The organism is Streptomyces sp. NBC_01320 (genome assembly GCF_035974375.1).
Lineage (GTDB): Bacteria > Actinomycetota > Actinomycetes > Streptomycetales > Streptomycetaceae > Streptomyces > Streptomyces yanii.
This window is the reverse complement of record NZ_CP108390.1, coordinates 478,263-492,847: the sequence shown is the minus strand read 5'-3', so window position 1 is coordinate 492,847 and position 14,585 is coordinate 478,263. Positions and strand designations below refer to the sequence as shown.

The 14,585-nt window shown below is 69.5% G+C and carries 13 protein-coding genes and 2 pseudogenes; 12 read left to right on the top strand and 3 right to left on the bottom strand.

The window, feature by feature from the left end; all coding sequences use genetic code 11:
* Positions 1-3 precede the first annotated feature (3 nt).
* The 8 genes from OG395_RS02565 (at position 4) to thpR (ending at position 7,096) form a co-directional block, all read left to right on the top strand.
* A complete protein-coding gene (locus OG395_RS02565; protein WP_327241402.1) occupies positions 4-1,392 on the top strand; it encodes an MBL fold metallo-hydrolase in 1,389 nt (462 codons plus the stop codon).
* 128 nt (positions 1,393-1,520) lie between these two features.
* Positions 1,521-2,105, top strand: coding sequence for a rhodanese-like domain-containing protein (locus OG395_RS02560; RefSeq protein ID WP_327241401.1), 585 nt, complete (start codon positions 1,521-1,523; stop codon positions 2,103-2,105).
* Positions 2,102-3,040, top strand: a complete 939-nt coding sequence (locus OG395_RS02555; RefSeq protein ID WP_327241400.1) for a sulfite exporter TauE/SafE family protein — start codon at positions 2,102-2,104, stop codon at positions 3,038-3,040. The genes OG395_RS02560 and OG395_RS02555 overlap by 4 nt, the downstream gene beginning before the upstream one ends.
* Positions 3,041-3,094: 54 nt before the next feature.
* Positions 3,095-3,361: a metal-sensitive transcriptional regulator gene (locus tag OG395_RS02550; protein ID WP_327241399.1), complete on the top strand. Its 267-nt coding sequence runs from the start codon at positions 3,095-3,097 to the stop codon at positions 3,359-3,361.
* A gap of 573 nt (positions 3,362-3,934) precedes the next feature.
* The gene (locus tag OG395_RS02545) at positions 3,935-4,081 is read left to right on the top strand and encodes a hypothetical protein (protein WP_327241398.1); all 147 of its coding nucleotides are present in this window, start codon (positions 3,935-3,937) and stop codon (positions 4,079-4,081) included.
* A 323-nt stretch (positions 4,082-4,404) separates the two neighbouring features.
* A complete protein-coding gene (locus OG395_RS02540; protein WP_327241397.1) occupies positions 4,405-5,769 on the top strand; it encodes an MFS transporter in 1,365 nt (454 codons plus the stop codon).
* Between the two features lie 32 nt (positions 5,770-5,801).
* Entirely contained in the window at positions 5,802-6,407 is a 606-nt protein-coding gene (locus tag OG395_RS02535; RefSeq protein WP_327241396.1) for a TetR/AcrR family transcriptional regulator, read from the top strand.
* A gap of 92 nt (positions 6,408-6,499) precedes the next feature.
* Positions 6,500-7,096: an RNA 2',3'-cyclic phosphodiesterase gene (thpR, locus tag OG395_RS02530; protein WP_327241395.1), complete on the top strand. Its 597-nt coding sequence runs from the start codon at positions 6,500-6,502 to the stop codon at positions 7,094-7,096.
* Between the two features lie 373 nt (positions 7,097-7,469).
* Here thpR and OG395_RS02525 read toward each other — a convergent pair whose 3' ends face one another.
* Positions 7,470-9,050, bottom strand: coding sequence for an alpha/beta hydrolase (locus OG395_RS02525; RefSeq protein WP_327241394.1), 1,581 nt, complete (start codon positions 9,048-9,050; stop codon positions 7,470-7,472).
* Between the two features lie 456 nt (positions 9,051-9,506).
* Between OG395_RS02525 and OG395_RS02520 the strand changes: the two are divergent.
* Together OG395_RS02520 and OG395_RS02515 are read left to right on the top strand one after the other, a co-directional pair.
* Positions 9,507-9,841 (top strand): annotated as a pseudogene (locus tag OG395_RS02520) (RNA-guided endonuclease InsQ/TnpB family protein); the annotation flags it as partial.
* Between the two features lie 184 nt (positions 9,842-10,025).
* Positions 10,026-11,342, top strand: coding sequence for an IS4 family transposase (locus OG395_RS02515; RefSeq protein WP_327241393.1), 1,317 nt, complete (start codon positions 10,026-10,028; stop codon positions 11,340-11,342).
* A 17-nt stretch (positions 11,343-11,359) separates the two neighbouring features.
* Here OG395_RS02515 and OG395_RS02510 read toward each other — a convergent pair whose 3' ends face one another.
* Positions 11,360-11,587, bottom strand: coding sequence for a hypothetical protein (locus OG395_RS02510; RefSeq protein WP_327241392.1), 228 nt, complete (start codon positions 11,585-11,587; stop codon positions 11,360-11,362).
* Between the two features lie 91 nt (positions 11,588-11,678).
* On the bottom strand, positions 11,679-12,845 hold the full coding sequence (locus OG395_RS02505; protein ID WP_327241391.1) for a permease: 1,167 nt from the start codon (positions 12,843-12,845) through the stop codon (positions 11,679-11,681).
* A gap of 178 nt (positions 12,846-13,023) precedes the next feature.
* Between OG395_RS02505 and OG395_RS02500 the strand changes: the two are divergent.
* Positions 13,024-13,307 (top strand): annotated as a pseudogene (locus OG395_RS02500) (zinc ribbon domain-containing protein); the annotation flags it as partial.
* 137 nt (positions 13,308-13,444) lie between these two features.
* Entirely contained in the window at positions 13,445-14,188 is a 744-nt protein-coding gene (locus OG395_RS02495; RefSeq protein ID WP_327241390.1) for a VOC family protein, read from the top strand.
* Positions 14,189-14,585 lie beyond the last annotated feature (397 nt).

Sequence of the window (14,585 nt, the reverse complement as noted above, 5' to 3'; positions counted from 1 at the left end):
GCCGTGTTCTTCAGCCAGTACTACCTCGACTGCCTCTCCCAGGCGTCGTACATGATCGCCGACGAGACGACGGGGCAGGCCGTGGTCGTGGACCCGCGCCGGGACGTCTCGGAGTACCTCGCCGACGCCGAGGCCCGCGGATTCACCGTGGTCGGGGTGATCAACACCCACTTCCACGCCGACTTCGTCGCCGGGCATTTGGAGATGGCCGACCGCACGGGGGCCTGGATCGGCTACGGTCACCGCGCCGAGACCGAGTACCCCATCCGCAAGCTCGCCGAAGGCGACCGCGTCAGCCTGGGCGACGTCACCCTGGAGATCTTGGAGACGCCCGGGCATACGCCGGAGTCGATCAGCGTGCTGGTCTACGAGCACGCCGACGACACGGTTGCCCACGGGGTGCTGACCGGTGACGCGCTGTTCATCGGGGACGTCGGCCGCCCGGACCTGCTCGCCTCCGTGGGGGTGACCGCGGATGAACTCGGCGCGATGCTCCACGACAGCGTCCAGAACAAGCTGATGGCCCTGCCCGACGAGGTCCGCGTCTTCCCCGCCCACGGGGCCGGATCGGCCTGCGGCAAGAACCTCTCCACCGAGAAGCAGTCCACCATCGGCGAGCAGCGCGCCACCAACTACGCCTGCGCCCCCATGACCGAGGCCGAGTTCGTCGCCCTGGTCACCGCCGGCCAGGCCGCGGCGCCCGGCTACTTCGCCTACGACGCCGAGCTGAACCGCAAGGCGCGCCCGCTGTACGACCGGGTTGCCGCTCCTCGGCCGCTGCGGCTGGAGGAATTCGCCGAGCTGCGGAAGGGCGGCGCGGTCGTGGTCGACGCCCGATCGCCGCAGGAGTTCGCCTCCGGTCACCTGCGCGGTGCCGTCAACGTGCCGGCCGAGGGCCGGTTCGCCGAGCAGGCGGGCACCGTCCTCGATCCTTCCGGCGAACTTCTCGTCATCGCGCCGGAGAACCGGGAGGAGGAGGTCGTCACCCGCCTGGCCCGGATCGGTTTCGACCACGTGGCGGGCTACCTGCGCAACCCCGAGGACGCCTTCACGGAGACGGCCGAGGAGGTCACCCCCGCGAGCCGACTCACGGCCGCGCAGCTGCGGGCCGCCCTGGCGGGAGACAACCCGCCGCTGATCGTGGACGTCCGCACCTGCGGCGAACGCGAGGCGAACGGATTCGTCGACGGTGCCGCACACATCGCCCTGAGTGAACTGCCAACCCGCCTGGACGAGATCCCCACCGACCGGCCCCTCGTCCTGCACTGCGCGGGCGGCCACCGCTCCTCGATCGCCGCGAGCCTGCTGCGCCACCGCGGCTTCACCGACGTCTCCGACATCCTCGGCGGCTACGCCGCCTGGGCCCTGTCCGCCGAACCCGCCAACGCCTGACCGCTTCCCTTCCACAGCATCCCGGCATACCCGCGGGGGAGGGGCGCCCCCCCCCCCCCCGCGGGCCGCCCCGGGCCCCTCACTCACCCACATATACCCCCCAGGGTATTTTTCGATTGGATCCCTTCATGACCGAGAACGCCGCCCAGACCTCGTCGATCGCCCCGGCCGTCCTCCACCGGCTGGTCGAGGAAGACCGTGCACCTCGCGTCCTGGACGTGCGCACGCCGGGCGAGTTCCGCACAGTTCACATCCCCGGCGCCTACAACGTGCCCCTCGACACCCTGCGCGAGCACCGGGCCGAGCTGCTGACCCACCTCGACGAGGACGTCGTACTCGTCTGCCGCTCGGGAGCCCGCGCCGCCCAGGCGGAACAGGCACTCGCCGAAGCCGGCCTGCCGAACCTCCGCGTCCTTCAGGGCGGCATGAACGCCTGGGAGATGACGGGCGCACCCGCGAACCGCGGCGCCGACCGGTGGGACATGGAGCGTCAGGTCCGGCTCGTCGCCGGTTCGATCGTGCTGGCCACCGGCCTGGTAGGCGTCTTCGTCCCCGGCGCGCACCTGATCGGTACGGCGGTCGGCGCCGGCCTGACGTACGCGGCCCTCAGCAACTCCTGCGCCATGGGCGTCCTGCTGTCCAAGCTCCCCTACAACAAGGGGCCGCGCGTCGACATCCGTACCGTCATCACGGAACTGCGGGGCAAGCCGTGACCGCCCTCGTCGTCGCGGCGTCCCTGTTCGTCGGCGTCAGCCTCGGCATCCTCGGCGGCGGCGGTTCGATCCTGACCGTGCCGATCCTTGTGTACCTCGCCGGACAGGACACCAAGGAAGCCATCGCCACCTCCCTGTTCGTCGTCGGCGTCACCAGTCTGGCCGCCCTGGTCCCCCACGCCCGCGCCCACCGGGTGCGATGGAGGACCGGCCTCCTCTTCGGCGCTTTCAGCATGGTCGGCGCGTACGGCGGAGGGCGTGTCGCCGAGTACATCCCCGGCACCGTGCTCCTCGTCGCCTTCGCCCTGATGATGCTCGCCACGGCGGCGGCCATGCTCCGAAAGCCCCGCCGGCAGGACAGGCCCAAGCCGCAGCGCCTCGACCTGCCGCTGAAGCACATCGCCGTCGAAGGCCTGATCGTGGGCGCCGTCACGGGCCTGGTGGGTTCCGGCGGCGGATTCCTCGTCGTGCCCGCGCTCGCGATCCTCGGCGGACTGCCCATGGGCATCGCGGTCGGCACATCCCTGCTGGTCATCGTCATGAAGTCCTTCGCAGGCCTGGCCGGGCACCTCTCGGGCGTGCAGATCGACTGGGGCCTCGCGCTGGCCATCACCGCCGCGGCCGTCGCCGGCAGCGTCCTCGGCGCCCGGTTCGCCGGACGCATCCCCCAGGACACCCTGCGCAAGGCCTTCGGATGGTTCGTCGTCGTCATGGGCCTCTTCGTCCTCGGCCAGCAGCTCGACACGGCTGTTTGGACCCATCCCGCCACCTGGACCGGGATCGGCACCGCGCTGCTCGCCGTCGCCGCCGCGCGCGTGCGGCGGGACCTGCGGACACGGCATCGCTCGCACGACTCGCAACTGCCGGCGCCGCCGGACGTGCGAGGTCGGCCGGAGCCGAAGGCACGCCGTCGTGCGACCGCGGGAAAGCCTTGACGTATACCCCTTGGGGTATTATGGAAGCTCGGGTTCGGGCGAAGGAGGACTCCCGTGCAGGTGGAAGAAGGGGCCGTGGGGCCCGTCCTGAACCGGCTGCGGCGCGCACAGGGGCAGCTGGCCGGCGTCATCGCGATGATCGAGGCCGGACGCGACTGCAAGGACGTCGTCACTCAGCTCGCCGCCGTCTCCCGGGCACTGGACCGGGCCGGCTTCAAGATCGTGGCCGGCGGGATGCGACAGTGCCTCGCCGAGAGCGCCGCCGACGCACCTCCCCTGTCGGAAGAGGAACTCGAAAAGCTCTTCCTCGCCCTGGCCTGACCAGCGGTGGGCCGGCCGCGCCACACGGCGCGCCGTGACACCGGGGGTGCGGCGGACGCGGCGGCGAGGCGGGTTGTGGTGTCGCCGAGGCGGGCCGGTAGTTCGTCGGGTTGCAGGTCCAGGGCGGCGACTGGTGGTTCCTGTCCGTCGTGTCACCCGGCCCGCGGGTGGTGGTGCTCGTTGAACTGCCGGCGGCATGACGGCACACACGAAGGCCTCCGTGTGCGGTGGAGACCGGACATCTCCACCGCACCGGAGGCCTTCGTCATGAGTGTCAACACCACTCGTGCAATACACCCAGGTGCTGTGTCAGGTGACGTCAGCGCAGGCCGAAGGCCCGGGTGATCGTCTGCGAGACGCTGTTGCCGGCAGCGTCCCGGGCAGTGACCCGGAGGGTGACGAAGCCGGCGGACTTCGGCGCGTGCAGGGCCGTTCGCCATCCGCTGCCGTCCCGGTCCAGCCCGGGCCGCTGCCAGGTCGCTCCGTCGTCATACGAGATGGCGAGGGAAGGCTTCCCGATCGCGGCTGTCGTGCCGGGCAGGGCAGGTGGGAGGCGGCCACCGTCAGCTGGGCGTGCCGGTTCGCCCGGACACCAAAACCCGCCTGATCATCCGACGCGGCTTCGGCTTCCACACCGCCGACGCCATCATCGCCCTCGTCATGCTCACCCTCGCAGGCGACGGCCCCACACTGCCAGGCCGCCAACCCGCCCCAGGATGACCCACACATACGGCAGGAGAGCCGCAAAAGGGCCGGTGTGCCGCCGCCCGGGCTCGCGGCGTCGTTGGCCCCGCCCCACGCACGCGGCGTCTCGCGGCGTCGCCCAAGGCCGGCGGCCCGCTCGCCGGGTGCCCCGGGGCTCGGGCCCGTCCCGTCCACCGACACCTCCTGCGGCCGCAAAGAGGGGAGTGTGAACAAAAGGATCAGACCGCTCGGTAGAGCCGCGTGACCTGAGGAATGAACCTTCTGCTTGACCAGATCAGACAGATCTGTCTAGTCTTTTTCCTGTACTAGACAGACCTGTCTAAACCTGAGGGTGACCCATGAGTCTGACACCGACTGCGCGCTACGCCGCCCGTGCGAACAGCCCCGTACGACGGTCTCCTGCGTACGCCGCCCACCGGCGACGACGGGGCCCGGGAACCGTTGCCTCCCTTGCCCTGCTCGCCTCGATCGTCGTGTCGCTGCTGGCCGCATCCAGCGCCCCGACCCCGCTCTACGCGATCTACCAGCAGCGCTGGGGCTTCTCGCCGATCACCACCACCACCGTCTTCGGCGTCTACGCGCTCGCTGTGCTGGTCTCGCTCCTGGTCCTCGGCAAGATCTCCGACCACGTCGGCCGCCGGCCGGTCCTGCTGGCGGCGCTGACCGGGCAGGCCGCGGCAATGGTCGTCTTCGCCACCGCCGGCGGGGTGGACGCACTGCTGGCCGCCCGTGTCGTCCAGGGCGTGGGCACCGGCGCCGCGCTCGGCGCGATCGGCGCCGGCATGCTCGACATCGACCCGCGCAGGGGAGGATTCCTGAACTCCTTCGCGCCCGCGGTGGGCACCGCCGGCGGCGCCCTGGTCTCCGGGCTGATCGTGCAGTACCTGCCCGTGCCCACCCGCCTCGTCTACTTCGTACTGCTCGGCATATTTGTCCTGCAGGCACTCGGTGTACTCGCTCTGCGCGAGACGGTGAGCCGCAAGCCGGGCGCGCTGGCCGGCATGGCCCCCGAGATCAAGCTGCCCAAGGCCGTCCGCACCCCGGTGGCGATCGCCGCCCCCGTACTGTTCGCGGTGTGGGCACTGGCCGGCTTCTACGGCGCGCTGGGCCCGGCCATCATCCGGACCCTGGTGCACTCCACCTCCGTCGTGTGGGGCGGGCTGCCGCTGTTCGTGCTCGCCGGTTCCGCGGGCCTGGCCGTCCTGGTGCTGCGCGGTACCTCGACGCGCACGGTGATGCTGCTCGGCGCCGGCGCACTCATTGCCGGTGTGGCGATCACCCTGGTGTCCATCGGCCCGGGCACCGGCGGCGCAGCCGCCGCGACCGGGTTCTTCGCGGGCAGCGCGATCGCCGGCTTCGGCTTCGGCAGCGGGTTCCAGGGCGGCATCCGGATGGTGATGCCGCACACGGAGCCGCACGAGCGGGCCGGCGTGCTGTCCCTGCTGTACGTGGTGTCCTACCTGGGCCTGGGCGTACCCGCAGTGATCGGCGGCGTGCTGGTCGTGCACGGAGGCGGGCTGCTGCAGACCGCCCGGGAGTACGGCAGCGCCGTCATCGTGCTGACGGCCGCTGCGCTGGTCGGCCTGCTGCTCAGCGGCCGCCGCGCGGAGCCGGTGGCAGCGCTCCGGACGGCAGCCGGTCCCATCTCCGAGGCCGCACCCGCACCACAGACCGCACGGGTGCCGCAAAGCGTCTCCGGCTAGAATAGACTGATCTGTCTGAAGGGGTGATCGTCATGGCGACCAGGACCGCAACGAAGCCGTCCGCACGGGAGCGCCTGCTCGAGGCCGCCAACGAGCTCTTCTACAGCGAGGGCGTGCAAACCGTCGGCATCGACCGCATCATCGAGCATGCCGGAGTCGCCAAGGCATCCCTCTACAACACCTTCGGGAACAAGGAAAGCCTGGTCTGCGCCTACCTGGAATCCCGCAAGACGCGCATCCAGGACCGGATCCTGCGGACCCTGACCCGCTTCAGGACCCCCCGCGAACGCCTGCTCGGCGTCTTCGACGCACAAGGCGAGTCTTTCACCGCCCCCCAGTACAACGGCTGCGCGTTCGTACGGGCCACCGCCGAGGCGCCGGACGACAGCTCGATCAGCCGCGCGGCCGACGACTACCGGGCCTGGGTGCGCGGCCTGTTCACCGAACTGGCCACCGAGGCCGGGTACGCCGACCCCGAGGGGCTGGCCCGCCAGCTGCACCTGCTCTACGACGGCGCCGCACTTTCCGCGCGGATGGACCGCGACCCGTCGGCCTCCACCACCGCCCGCGCCGCCGCGGCCGTCCTGCTCGACGCGGCGCCGCTCTCGGAGCCCGCGACCACCGGCCCGGAAAGCTGAAGACCCAGGGGGACCGTTCCCGCCCCCCGACCGCCGCCGGCCCACTGGGCCGGCGGCCGTGTCCACTGCCCCGATGCGGTACGAAGTCCGGTGTGAACGAACAGACTCAGCCCGCGACCGTTCGCGTGTTCATCGCCCTCGCCCCGCCCGATCACGCGAAAGAGGAACTGGCCCGGGAGCTGCGCCCCGCCTATGACACACACCCTCACATGCGGTGGAACCGCATTGAGGACTGGCACATCACCCTGGCGTTCCTCGGGGAGCTGCCGGCCGGGACAGTTCCGCTCCTGCGCCCGCCTCTCGCCGGCCTGGCAGCGGACCGCCAACCATTCTTTTTGGCACTGCGCGGCAGCGGAAACTTCGACGACCGGGTGCTGTGGAGCGGAATCGACGGAGACCTCGACGAGCTGCACAGGCTCGCCGCCGATGTGCGTACAGCGGTCAAGAGCTGCGGTGTCGCCTTCGAGGATCGGCCCCTGCGCCCACATCTGACATTGGCCCGTGCCCGCCGGGGAGACCGGTCCTCGGCAGGAGAAATCGCCGAAGGGTTCGCCGGATTCACCGGCCGCCGATGGCCTGCCGAACGCCTGCACCTGGTCGGCAGCAACGTCGGCCGTAGCCGTGGACCGATCCACTACCGCGACATCGAGGCTTGGCCCCTCGGCAACGGGAACTGCACTGGATCCTGAACGAACCAGCCAGGGCCGGCCAGCAGGCAGTACTCGACCTGCGACGAAATGATCGAGTGCGGCGCGTCGTCCGGAGCCGGGGCTCACCATTCCATCAGCGCGTCCCAGGGGGCCGGTGCCGGCGGGGATCGGTGGCAACAGTCCAGGTCCGTTGTCACGGGACACCTGCCGCATGCGGGTCGTGACCGACTTGTCCGGGCTCAGGCGGCCTGCGTCTGGCATCCCCGCCGGAGCTTGAGTGCGTGCCGCCGGAGCCTGAGCAGACCAGAGGTCCTCCGAGCTGATCCGGGTGGGTGCTTACGCGGTGGGGAGGTATGCCGTAGATGCATGCCTGCAGGGGAACGGGGCAAGCGCTCGTGCCCCAGGGGGCGTATTACCAGCACGTCGTGTCGTGCCTGGGGGGCGTGCCGTCGAGGAGGTACGTGTTGACGGCCCTGGTCGCGCAGCGGTTGTGGGGGTAGGACCCGTGGCCCTCGGCCCGCACTGTCAGCAGGACGCCGACCTCCTTGCCCAGTTCGCCCGCCATGCGCTTGGCGCCTGTGTACGGCGTCGTCGGGTCGCCGGTGTTGGCGACGACGAGGATCGGGGAAGCGCCGTCCGCACTGACGTCGGGGGTGACGCGCTCGCCTTTGAACGGCCAGTCGTAGCAGAGGTAGACGCCCGGGGACCATGCCTCGCCGAAGACGGGGGAGGCCGCCTCGGTCCGCTTGATCATTTCCTCGGCTCTGGTGAATCCGGGGCGCAGGCTGGAGTCGGCGCAGGTGATCGCGACGAAGGCGGACACGCCGTTGCCGCCCGAGGTCTCGCTGCGGGCGCTGCCGCCGGCCCAGGGCCGGACCCGGGCGCCTGGGGCGTGGTCGTACGCCCTCTGGAGCAGCTTGCTGCCGGTGCCCCGCTCCATGACCTCGCCGAGCGCCTTCACCAGCGGCCCCCAGCCTTCTTCGCCGAGGTCCAGGTAGTTCGCGATGGCGTGAGCGGCGAGATCTTTGTCGAGTTTCTCGCCGCCGTCGGTGGGGGCGGGCTCTTTCTCGAGCTTCGCCAGCACCTCGATGACGCGTTGGCCGGCCTGCCCGGGGTCGCTGCCTGTGGGGCAGTCGTCGTAAGTGCTCGCGCAGTGTTGCGCGAAGCGGTCGAAGGCGAGCTGGACGGCCTTGACCTGACTGAGGTTGTCCAGCAGGCGATCCTGCGTCGGGTCGACGGGGGCTTCGAGCACGAGTCTGCCCACGTTCTTCGGGAACAGGTGGGCGTAGACGCCACCCAGTTCGGTGCCGTAGGAGACGCCGAAGTAGTTCAGCTTCTCGTCACCAAGGAGATAGCGCATCAGGTCCAGATCGCGCGCCGTCTGCGAGGTGCCGACGTACGGCAGGAGCCCACCGGAGTGCTTCTCGCAGGCGTCGCTGCCCTCGAACTTCTTCTCCCCGCAGTTGACGGGGGCGGTCCTGCCGACACCTCGCGGATCGAAGCTGACCAGGTCGTAGCGCTCGCCCAGCGTGGCGTAGTCGCCCGCGTACTTGGGGAGCCCCATGACGCCGGACTGGCCGGGGCCTCCGAAGTTGAGGAGGAGCGACCCGATCCGCTTCCGCTCCCCTCCGGTGGTCCTTTTCCGGATCATGGCGACGTCGATCGTGCCGCGGCCGGGCCGCCGGTAGTCCAACGGCGCCTTCATCGTGGCGCACTCCCAGCCGTCGCCCGGGACGTCACCGTCACCCTGCGCCGCGGACGGTGCCGGGCAGGCCGACCAGTCGAGCCGCTGGCCGACGGTGAAGGCCGCGGGCAGTCCCGGTGGCGGGTTCGTCGCCCTGGCCTCGGCCCGGCGGGTCGCCTCACCGCCCTCGGCCGATGCGGACGGACCCGAGCCCGAGCCCTCGATGACATCGCACCCGGCCCCTGCGGCCACCACGACCACGATGGCGAGCAGGCCCGCGGCAGCGCGGCGGCGCAGAGCGGCGGACACCACAGCAAACCGCGAGCGACCACCGAACCTGTCCGGCCTCTTGCGGAAAGCCCGGGTCGAAGGCTCCGAGATCCGCGTACGCATCCGCAAGTCCCCCTGCCCCCGGCACACCAGAACGCCATACCGCTCAAGCTTCGACGGCACGAACCTACTGATCGTCAATGCTCGATGGCAATCGATCGGGCTTCGCCGGCACTGGACAACCACGGCTGGTCAGCACGATCGGCAGCGTCCGAGTCGACACCGAATTCGAGCAAGCAATCTCATACCGGTATGGGTGCGACCTGCTTCCCTGACGACTTGGTGCAGACGCAGCACGCCTGGAACGTGTCCCGCGTGAAAACTCGGGTTCGAGCCGCTGAGCTGGAGCATTTCTCTGCGGGAGCGGTGTCGGCCCGCGGATGATCGAGGTTCATGCGGTGGTCATGGATCTACTTGCTGACACGTAGGTCGCTGGAGCTTGCGGGCTTGCGGCTGCCGGGCAGCGCAGCCAAGGAGGCCGAGCTGCGCAGCATTGCCGACGCCGGATGGGGGTGTTCCTGACGATCCTGCACGCCAAGGCCGAAAGCGCCGGACGGGAAGTGATCGCCGTGGACCCCCGCAACACCTCCCGGACCTGCCCCGCATGCGGGCACGTCTCCAAGGAGAATTGGTTCACACAGGAGACCTTCCACTGTCAGTCGTGCGGCCACACGGCGCACGCCGACACAGTGGGAGCACTCAATGTTCTGCGGGCCGGGCTGGTCCGTCGCAACGCCCACACGGCTCAGCGAGAAGCCCCGTCCCTTTAGGGCAAGGCCGTGAAGTTATGACTCTGGGGGCGTTGGCAAGCGCGCTCTGATTTGCGGTGAGTCCTGACGTGAGAAGCGGAGCCCCGGTAGAACTGGCAGTCGACCAAGACAGCCGTTCACAGCACCGGAGGCTCCGCTGTCCGATCAGTGTGTCATCACGCGTGAAATCACGGTAGCCAAGGGCTTGTTCGCCCCCGGGCACCTGGGGGAACTCACCCAGATCGTCCCGTTCGAGATGGTCGATGCGGCCCTCACCGAGACCGGTGCCGTCCAGCAACGACTGCGGAAGATCCCCGCCCGGGTGGTGGTCTACCTGCTGCTGGCCGCAGCCCTGTTCGAGGACTGCGGCTACCTGGCCGTCTGGCGCAAGCTCACTGCCGCGCTGGAGGCGATACCGGTCGCGAAGGTCACCGGCACGGCGCTCTGGGACGCCCGGACCCGTCTCGGTGTCCGCCCCATGCGGGCCCTGTTCGACCGGCTGCGCGGGCCGGCCACAGCGATCCGTACCGTCGGCGCCCGTTTCAAGGGCTTACTGACCGTCGCGATCGACGGCACCTACCTCGACGTCCCCGACAGTCCGCTGCACCGGGCCCGCCTGGGCAAGGGCACCAACCAGTACGCGGCCTCCGGCTACCCGCAGATCTGCCTGACCGCGCTGGTGGCCTGCGGCACCCGGGCGGTCCTGGACGCCGCCTTCGGGCCCCGGTCCAGCGGCGAGACCGTCTACGGCAAGCGACTGACGCGCTCCCTTCACGCCGGAATGATCGTCCTGCTGGACCGGGGCTTCTCCAGCAATACGTTCCTGGCCGCTGTCGCCGCCACCGAGGCCGCCTTCCTGGCTCGTGTTTCGGCCGCCCGCAAGCCCCCGGTCCTGGCCCGCTTCGACGACGGCTCCTACCTCTCCCGCTTCGGCAGCACCGAGGTCCGCATCATCGAGTGCGAGATCACCATCACCACCAGCCAGGGCCGTCAGACCGGGCTCTACCGACTGGCCACCAACCTCCTTGACCACCACCGATACCCGGCATCCGACCTGGTCAGCCTGTATCACGAGCGATGGGAAGTGGAGTCCGCCTACTTCGCGATCAAGAAGTCGATGCTGGGCCGACGGGTCCTGCGCTCGAAGACCTGGGCCGGCATCGCCCAGGAGGTTTACTCCCTGCTGAGTGCCTACCAGGTCCTGCGGATCGCGATCGCCGACGCCACCGGGACCACACCCGGAGCGGACCCGGACCGGGGCAGTTTCAGCATCGCGCTCCGATGCGCCCGCGATCAGATCGTCCAGGCCGCGGGCATCATCGCCGACACCGTGATCGACCTCGTCGGAACGATCGGCCGAGCCGTCCTGGACCAACTCATGCCCACCCGCCGCCTCCGCGTCAGCCCCCGCACAGTGAAACGGCCCCTGTCCCGATACGCGTACAAAAGCCTCAGGGTCGACCGACGCACCTACACGGCCACCCTCAGCATCAACATCTTGCAACCACCGATCAGCCCATAACTTCACGGCCTTGCCCTTTAGGGCGGGGAGGAGTCACCTGGGCCGGAACCCACGGCAAGCTCGATTCGATCGCCGTCGAGGGCATCCTGCGCTTCGAGCGCCAGCTGCTCGACCACCTCCGCCACACCACACCCATCCTCGACACGCTGCGCGAGACGAACGTGCTGGACGACGACACCGCCACGGCGCTGGAGAAGGCCATCGACGCTTTCGTCCTCGAATTCCAGGCAGGACCGGTACGGCACGGGCGAGCGCCACTTGGAGTGGGAACTTTACGAACCAAGCCCGCGAAGACCGCCCCGCGCCAGCACCCGGAGCGGTCCGTACGGCCCTACGTCAGTGCTGCATGTGGTCGCCGTGGCCCCGACCGGTGTCGGGAGAGCCGCCCATCATGTGCAACATGGTCAGCCCGCCGGTCCGCAAGAACCGCACCAGGAGCACGGCTGCGAGGACGAGGAAGGCAATGTTGAGCCAGGTGGTGTAGTTCCAGCTGACGCCTTCCATGGGGACCTTCGCGTCGGCCTGGTCGGGGATCAGACCGAGGCCGCCGAAGGCGAACTCCACGATGTATCCCGCAATGACCATCGCGAGGTAGAAGGTGCCGAGGAGGAAGGCGGCCATCTTCGCGCCGTAGTACTTCCGGTAGATGTTGAGGATCGGCAGGATCAGCAGGTCGGCGAAGATGAACGCCACCACGCCGCCGAAGCTGATCCCTCCCTTCCACAGCACCACTGCCAGCGGCACATTCCCGATGGAGCACACGAACGAGGCGATCGCCACCAGCGGGCCGACGATGGGCCCCCACAGTTTGGCGGCGAGCGGGTGGCCGTCGAAGAAGAAGGTGCGCCAGAACGAGTCCGGGACCCAGGCGGCGATGGCGCCGGCGATGAGCAGACCGACGACCAGGTCGCGCAGGATCGCCGCCCATTCCATGACGAACACGTGGCTGGTGGCGGTGAAGCCCTCGCGGGAGAACAGGCGCCGGGTGAAGGTGCCGTTGCGCTGCACGGACATGTCCATCGCGGCATGGCCCTCCATCGACCCGGCAAGGCCCCGCTCGGCCTGTTCGCGGGCCTGGCGCAGGAGCCCCGTGCGCAGGAACAGCCGGAACAGGACGGCCAGCACAATGATCATGATGGGGCCGCCGGTGAACTCTGCGGCGGTGAACTGCCAGCCCATCAGCAGCGCCAGGATGACACCGAGCTCGACGACGAGGTTGGTGGAGGCGATCTCGAAGGCCATCGCGGCGGTGAAGTTCGCGCCCTTGCGGAACAGCGATCGGGCCAGCGCCACTGCGGCGTAGGAGCAGGACGAGGACGCCACGCCCAGGCCCGCGGAGACGGCGAGGGTGCGAGGCCGGTCGTCGCCGAGCAGAGAGACGATGGTGGACTTGCGGACCACGGCTTGGACGACGGCGGACAGGGCGAAACCCAGGATCAGGGCCCAGGTGATCTCCCAGGTCATGGACCCCGTGATCGACAGTGCGTGCAGTACGGCGTGCATCCGTGAAGCCTTCCCTCCAAGGTGCGGCGTACGGCCGGCGGACACGCCCAATGGCAGGCAGCCCTCCTGTCGGCCGGGGTGCGGGGCGCCGCCGCAGGGAGCGGCGGCGCCCCGCCGGGGTCAGCCGACGTGCAGGGTCAGGGCGGCGGTGTGGCGGAAGCAGGCCGCGACGTCGACGGGCAGTTTCCTGCCCGGCGGGGCCGCGGCCAAGGCCGGGCTGAACCGCTCGATCGCTGATGCCGGATGGGGGTGTTCCTGGCGATCCTCACCGCCAAGGCAGCATGCGCCGGACGGGAAGTGATGACGGTGGACCCCCGCAACATCTCCCGGCGGTGCCCCGTATGCGGGCACACCGCCAAGGAGAACCGGCCCACCCAGGACAAGTTCCACTGCGTCTCGTGCGGCCACCAGGCACACGCGGAAACGGTGGGCGCCCTGAACGTTCTACGGGCCGGGCTGGTCCGTCGCGAAGCCCAACCGGCACAGCGAGAAACCCCCACCTTCGGGTGGGGGAGGAGTCACTGCGCTGGTCAGAGAGTTGATCTCTGTTTGGCGACGGTTCCTGCGTCGTTGCAGACCGGGTGCATAGGATCGCCGGCATGGCACTGCGACCTGTTCAGGTGAACATAAAGGCTCTTGATGACTCGGCGGTCGGCCGGTTCTGGGCGGAGGCGCTCGGCTGGAGTGTTTCCAGCGAGGGACCCGGCGTGACCAACGTTGAACCCGGCGGCGGCTTCGTTTGGCCGGACCCGGTGGCCGTCTGCGTCGACGTCGTTGCCGTCCCGGAAGCCAAGACGACAACAAAGAACCGTGTGCACCTCGATCTCGCCACCACCTCTGCGGCCCATCAGGCGGAGTTGGTCGCGCGCCTTCAGGCTCTCGGTGCGACGCCCGCCCACGTGGGCCAGGGCGACGTGCCGTGGACGGTCCTCGCCGACCCGGAGGGTAACGAGTTCTGCGTGCTGGAGCCTCGGGAGATCTACCGGGACACCGGGCCGATCGCCGCGGTGGTGGTCGACTGCGTGGATCCGCGGGCCATGGCCCGGTTCTGGGGTGAGGCGATGGACTGGACTCTGCACGAGGTGACTGACGATCATGCGGTATGGCGCTCCGCCAAGGGTGTCGGCCCGTATCTCGAGTTCCTCCGCACCCCCGGCGTGAAGACCGTGCCGGACCGCGTCCATCTTGACCTGCTGCCGTACCCCGGTGACGACAAAGCAGTGGAGGTGGCCCGGCTGCGGGCCCTCGGCGCCACCGACCTCGACCTCGGCCAGGGCGACGTCCCGTGGACGTGCCTGGCCGACCCGGAGGGCCACGAGTTCTGCGTCCTCGGCCCGTCCTGACGCGGAGCCTCAACGACACCCCGACACGTGAGCCCTGTCTGCTCATCCGCCATGACCCCGGGTGGGTGGGGCTGTGGCGTCTCGGTCGATTCGGGCGGCGAGAGCCCCCGTGCCGGGGACGACATCAGCTCGCTCGCCGACCACAACACTCAACTCGCCAACTGAAGTGCCCAGGTAAAAGAATTGAGCCGAAGCACGATAGTTGTCACCAAGGCAGGCGTGTTGTCACCAGGACCACCGAACGGGCCGCACTGGACTGACCCCGGTTCTTCCACTTCGTGATCATGTCACCGGTCTGCGACAGCGATGTCCTGGAACGAAGACGCCGGGTCTCCTCGGCTCCCAACCCCCTCATAGTGATCAAGCAAGCACCAAGAAGCCGAAACCGCTTCGGCCT

Excerpts from the sequence above, each read along its gene's own strand:
- OG395_RS02560 (WP_327241401.1), top strand. The coding sequence starts at position 1,521 with ATGACCGAGAACGCCGCCCAGACCTCGTCGATCGCCCCGGCCGTCCTC.
- OG395_RS02540 (WP_327241397.1), top strand. The coding sequence starts at position 4,405 with ATGAGTCTGACACCGACTGCGCGCTACGCCGCCCGTGCGAACAGCCCC.
- OG395_RS02535 (WP_327241396.1), top strand. The coding sequence starts at position 5,802 with ATGGCGACCAGGACCGCAACGAAGCCGTCCGCACGGGAGCGCCTGCTC.
- OG395_RS02505 (WP_327241391.1), bottom strand. The coding sequence starts at position 12,845 with ATGCACGCCGTACTGCACGCACTGTCGATCACGGGGTCCATGACCTGG.
- OG395_RS02495 (WP_327241390.1), top strand. The coding sequence starts at position 13,445 with ATGGCACTGCGACCTGTTCAGGTGAACATAAAGGCTCTTGATGACTCG.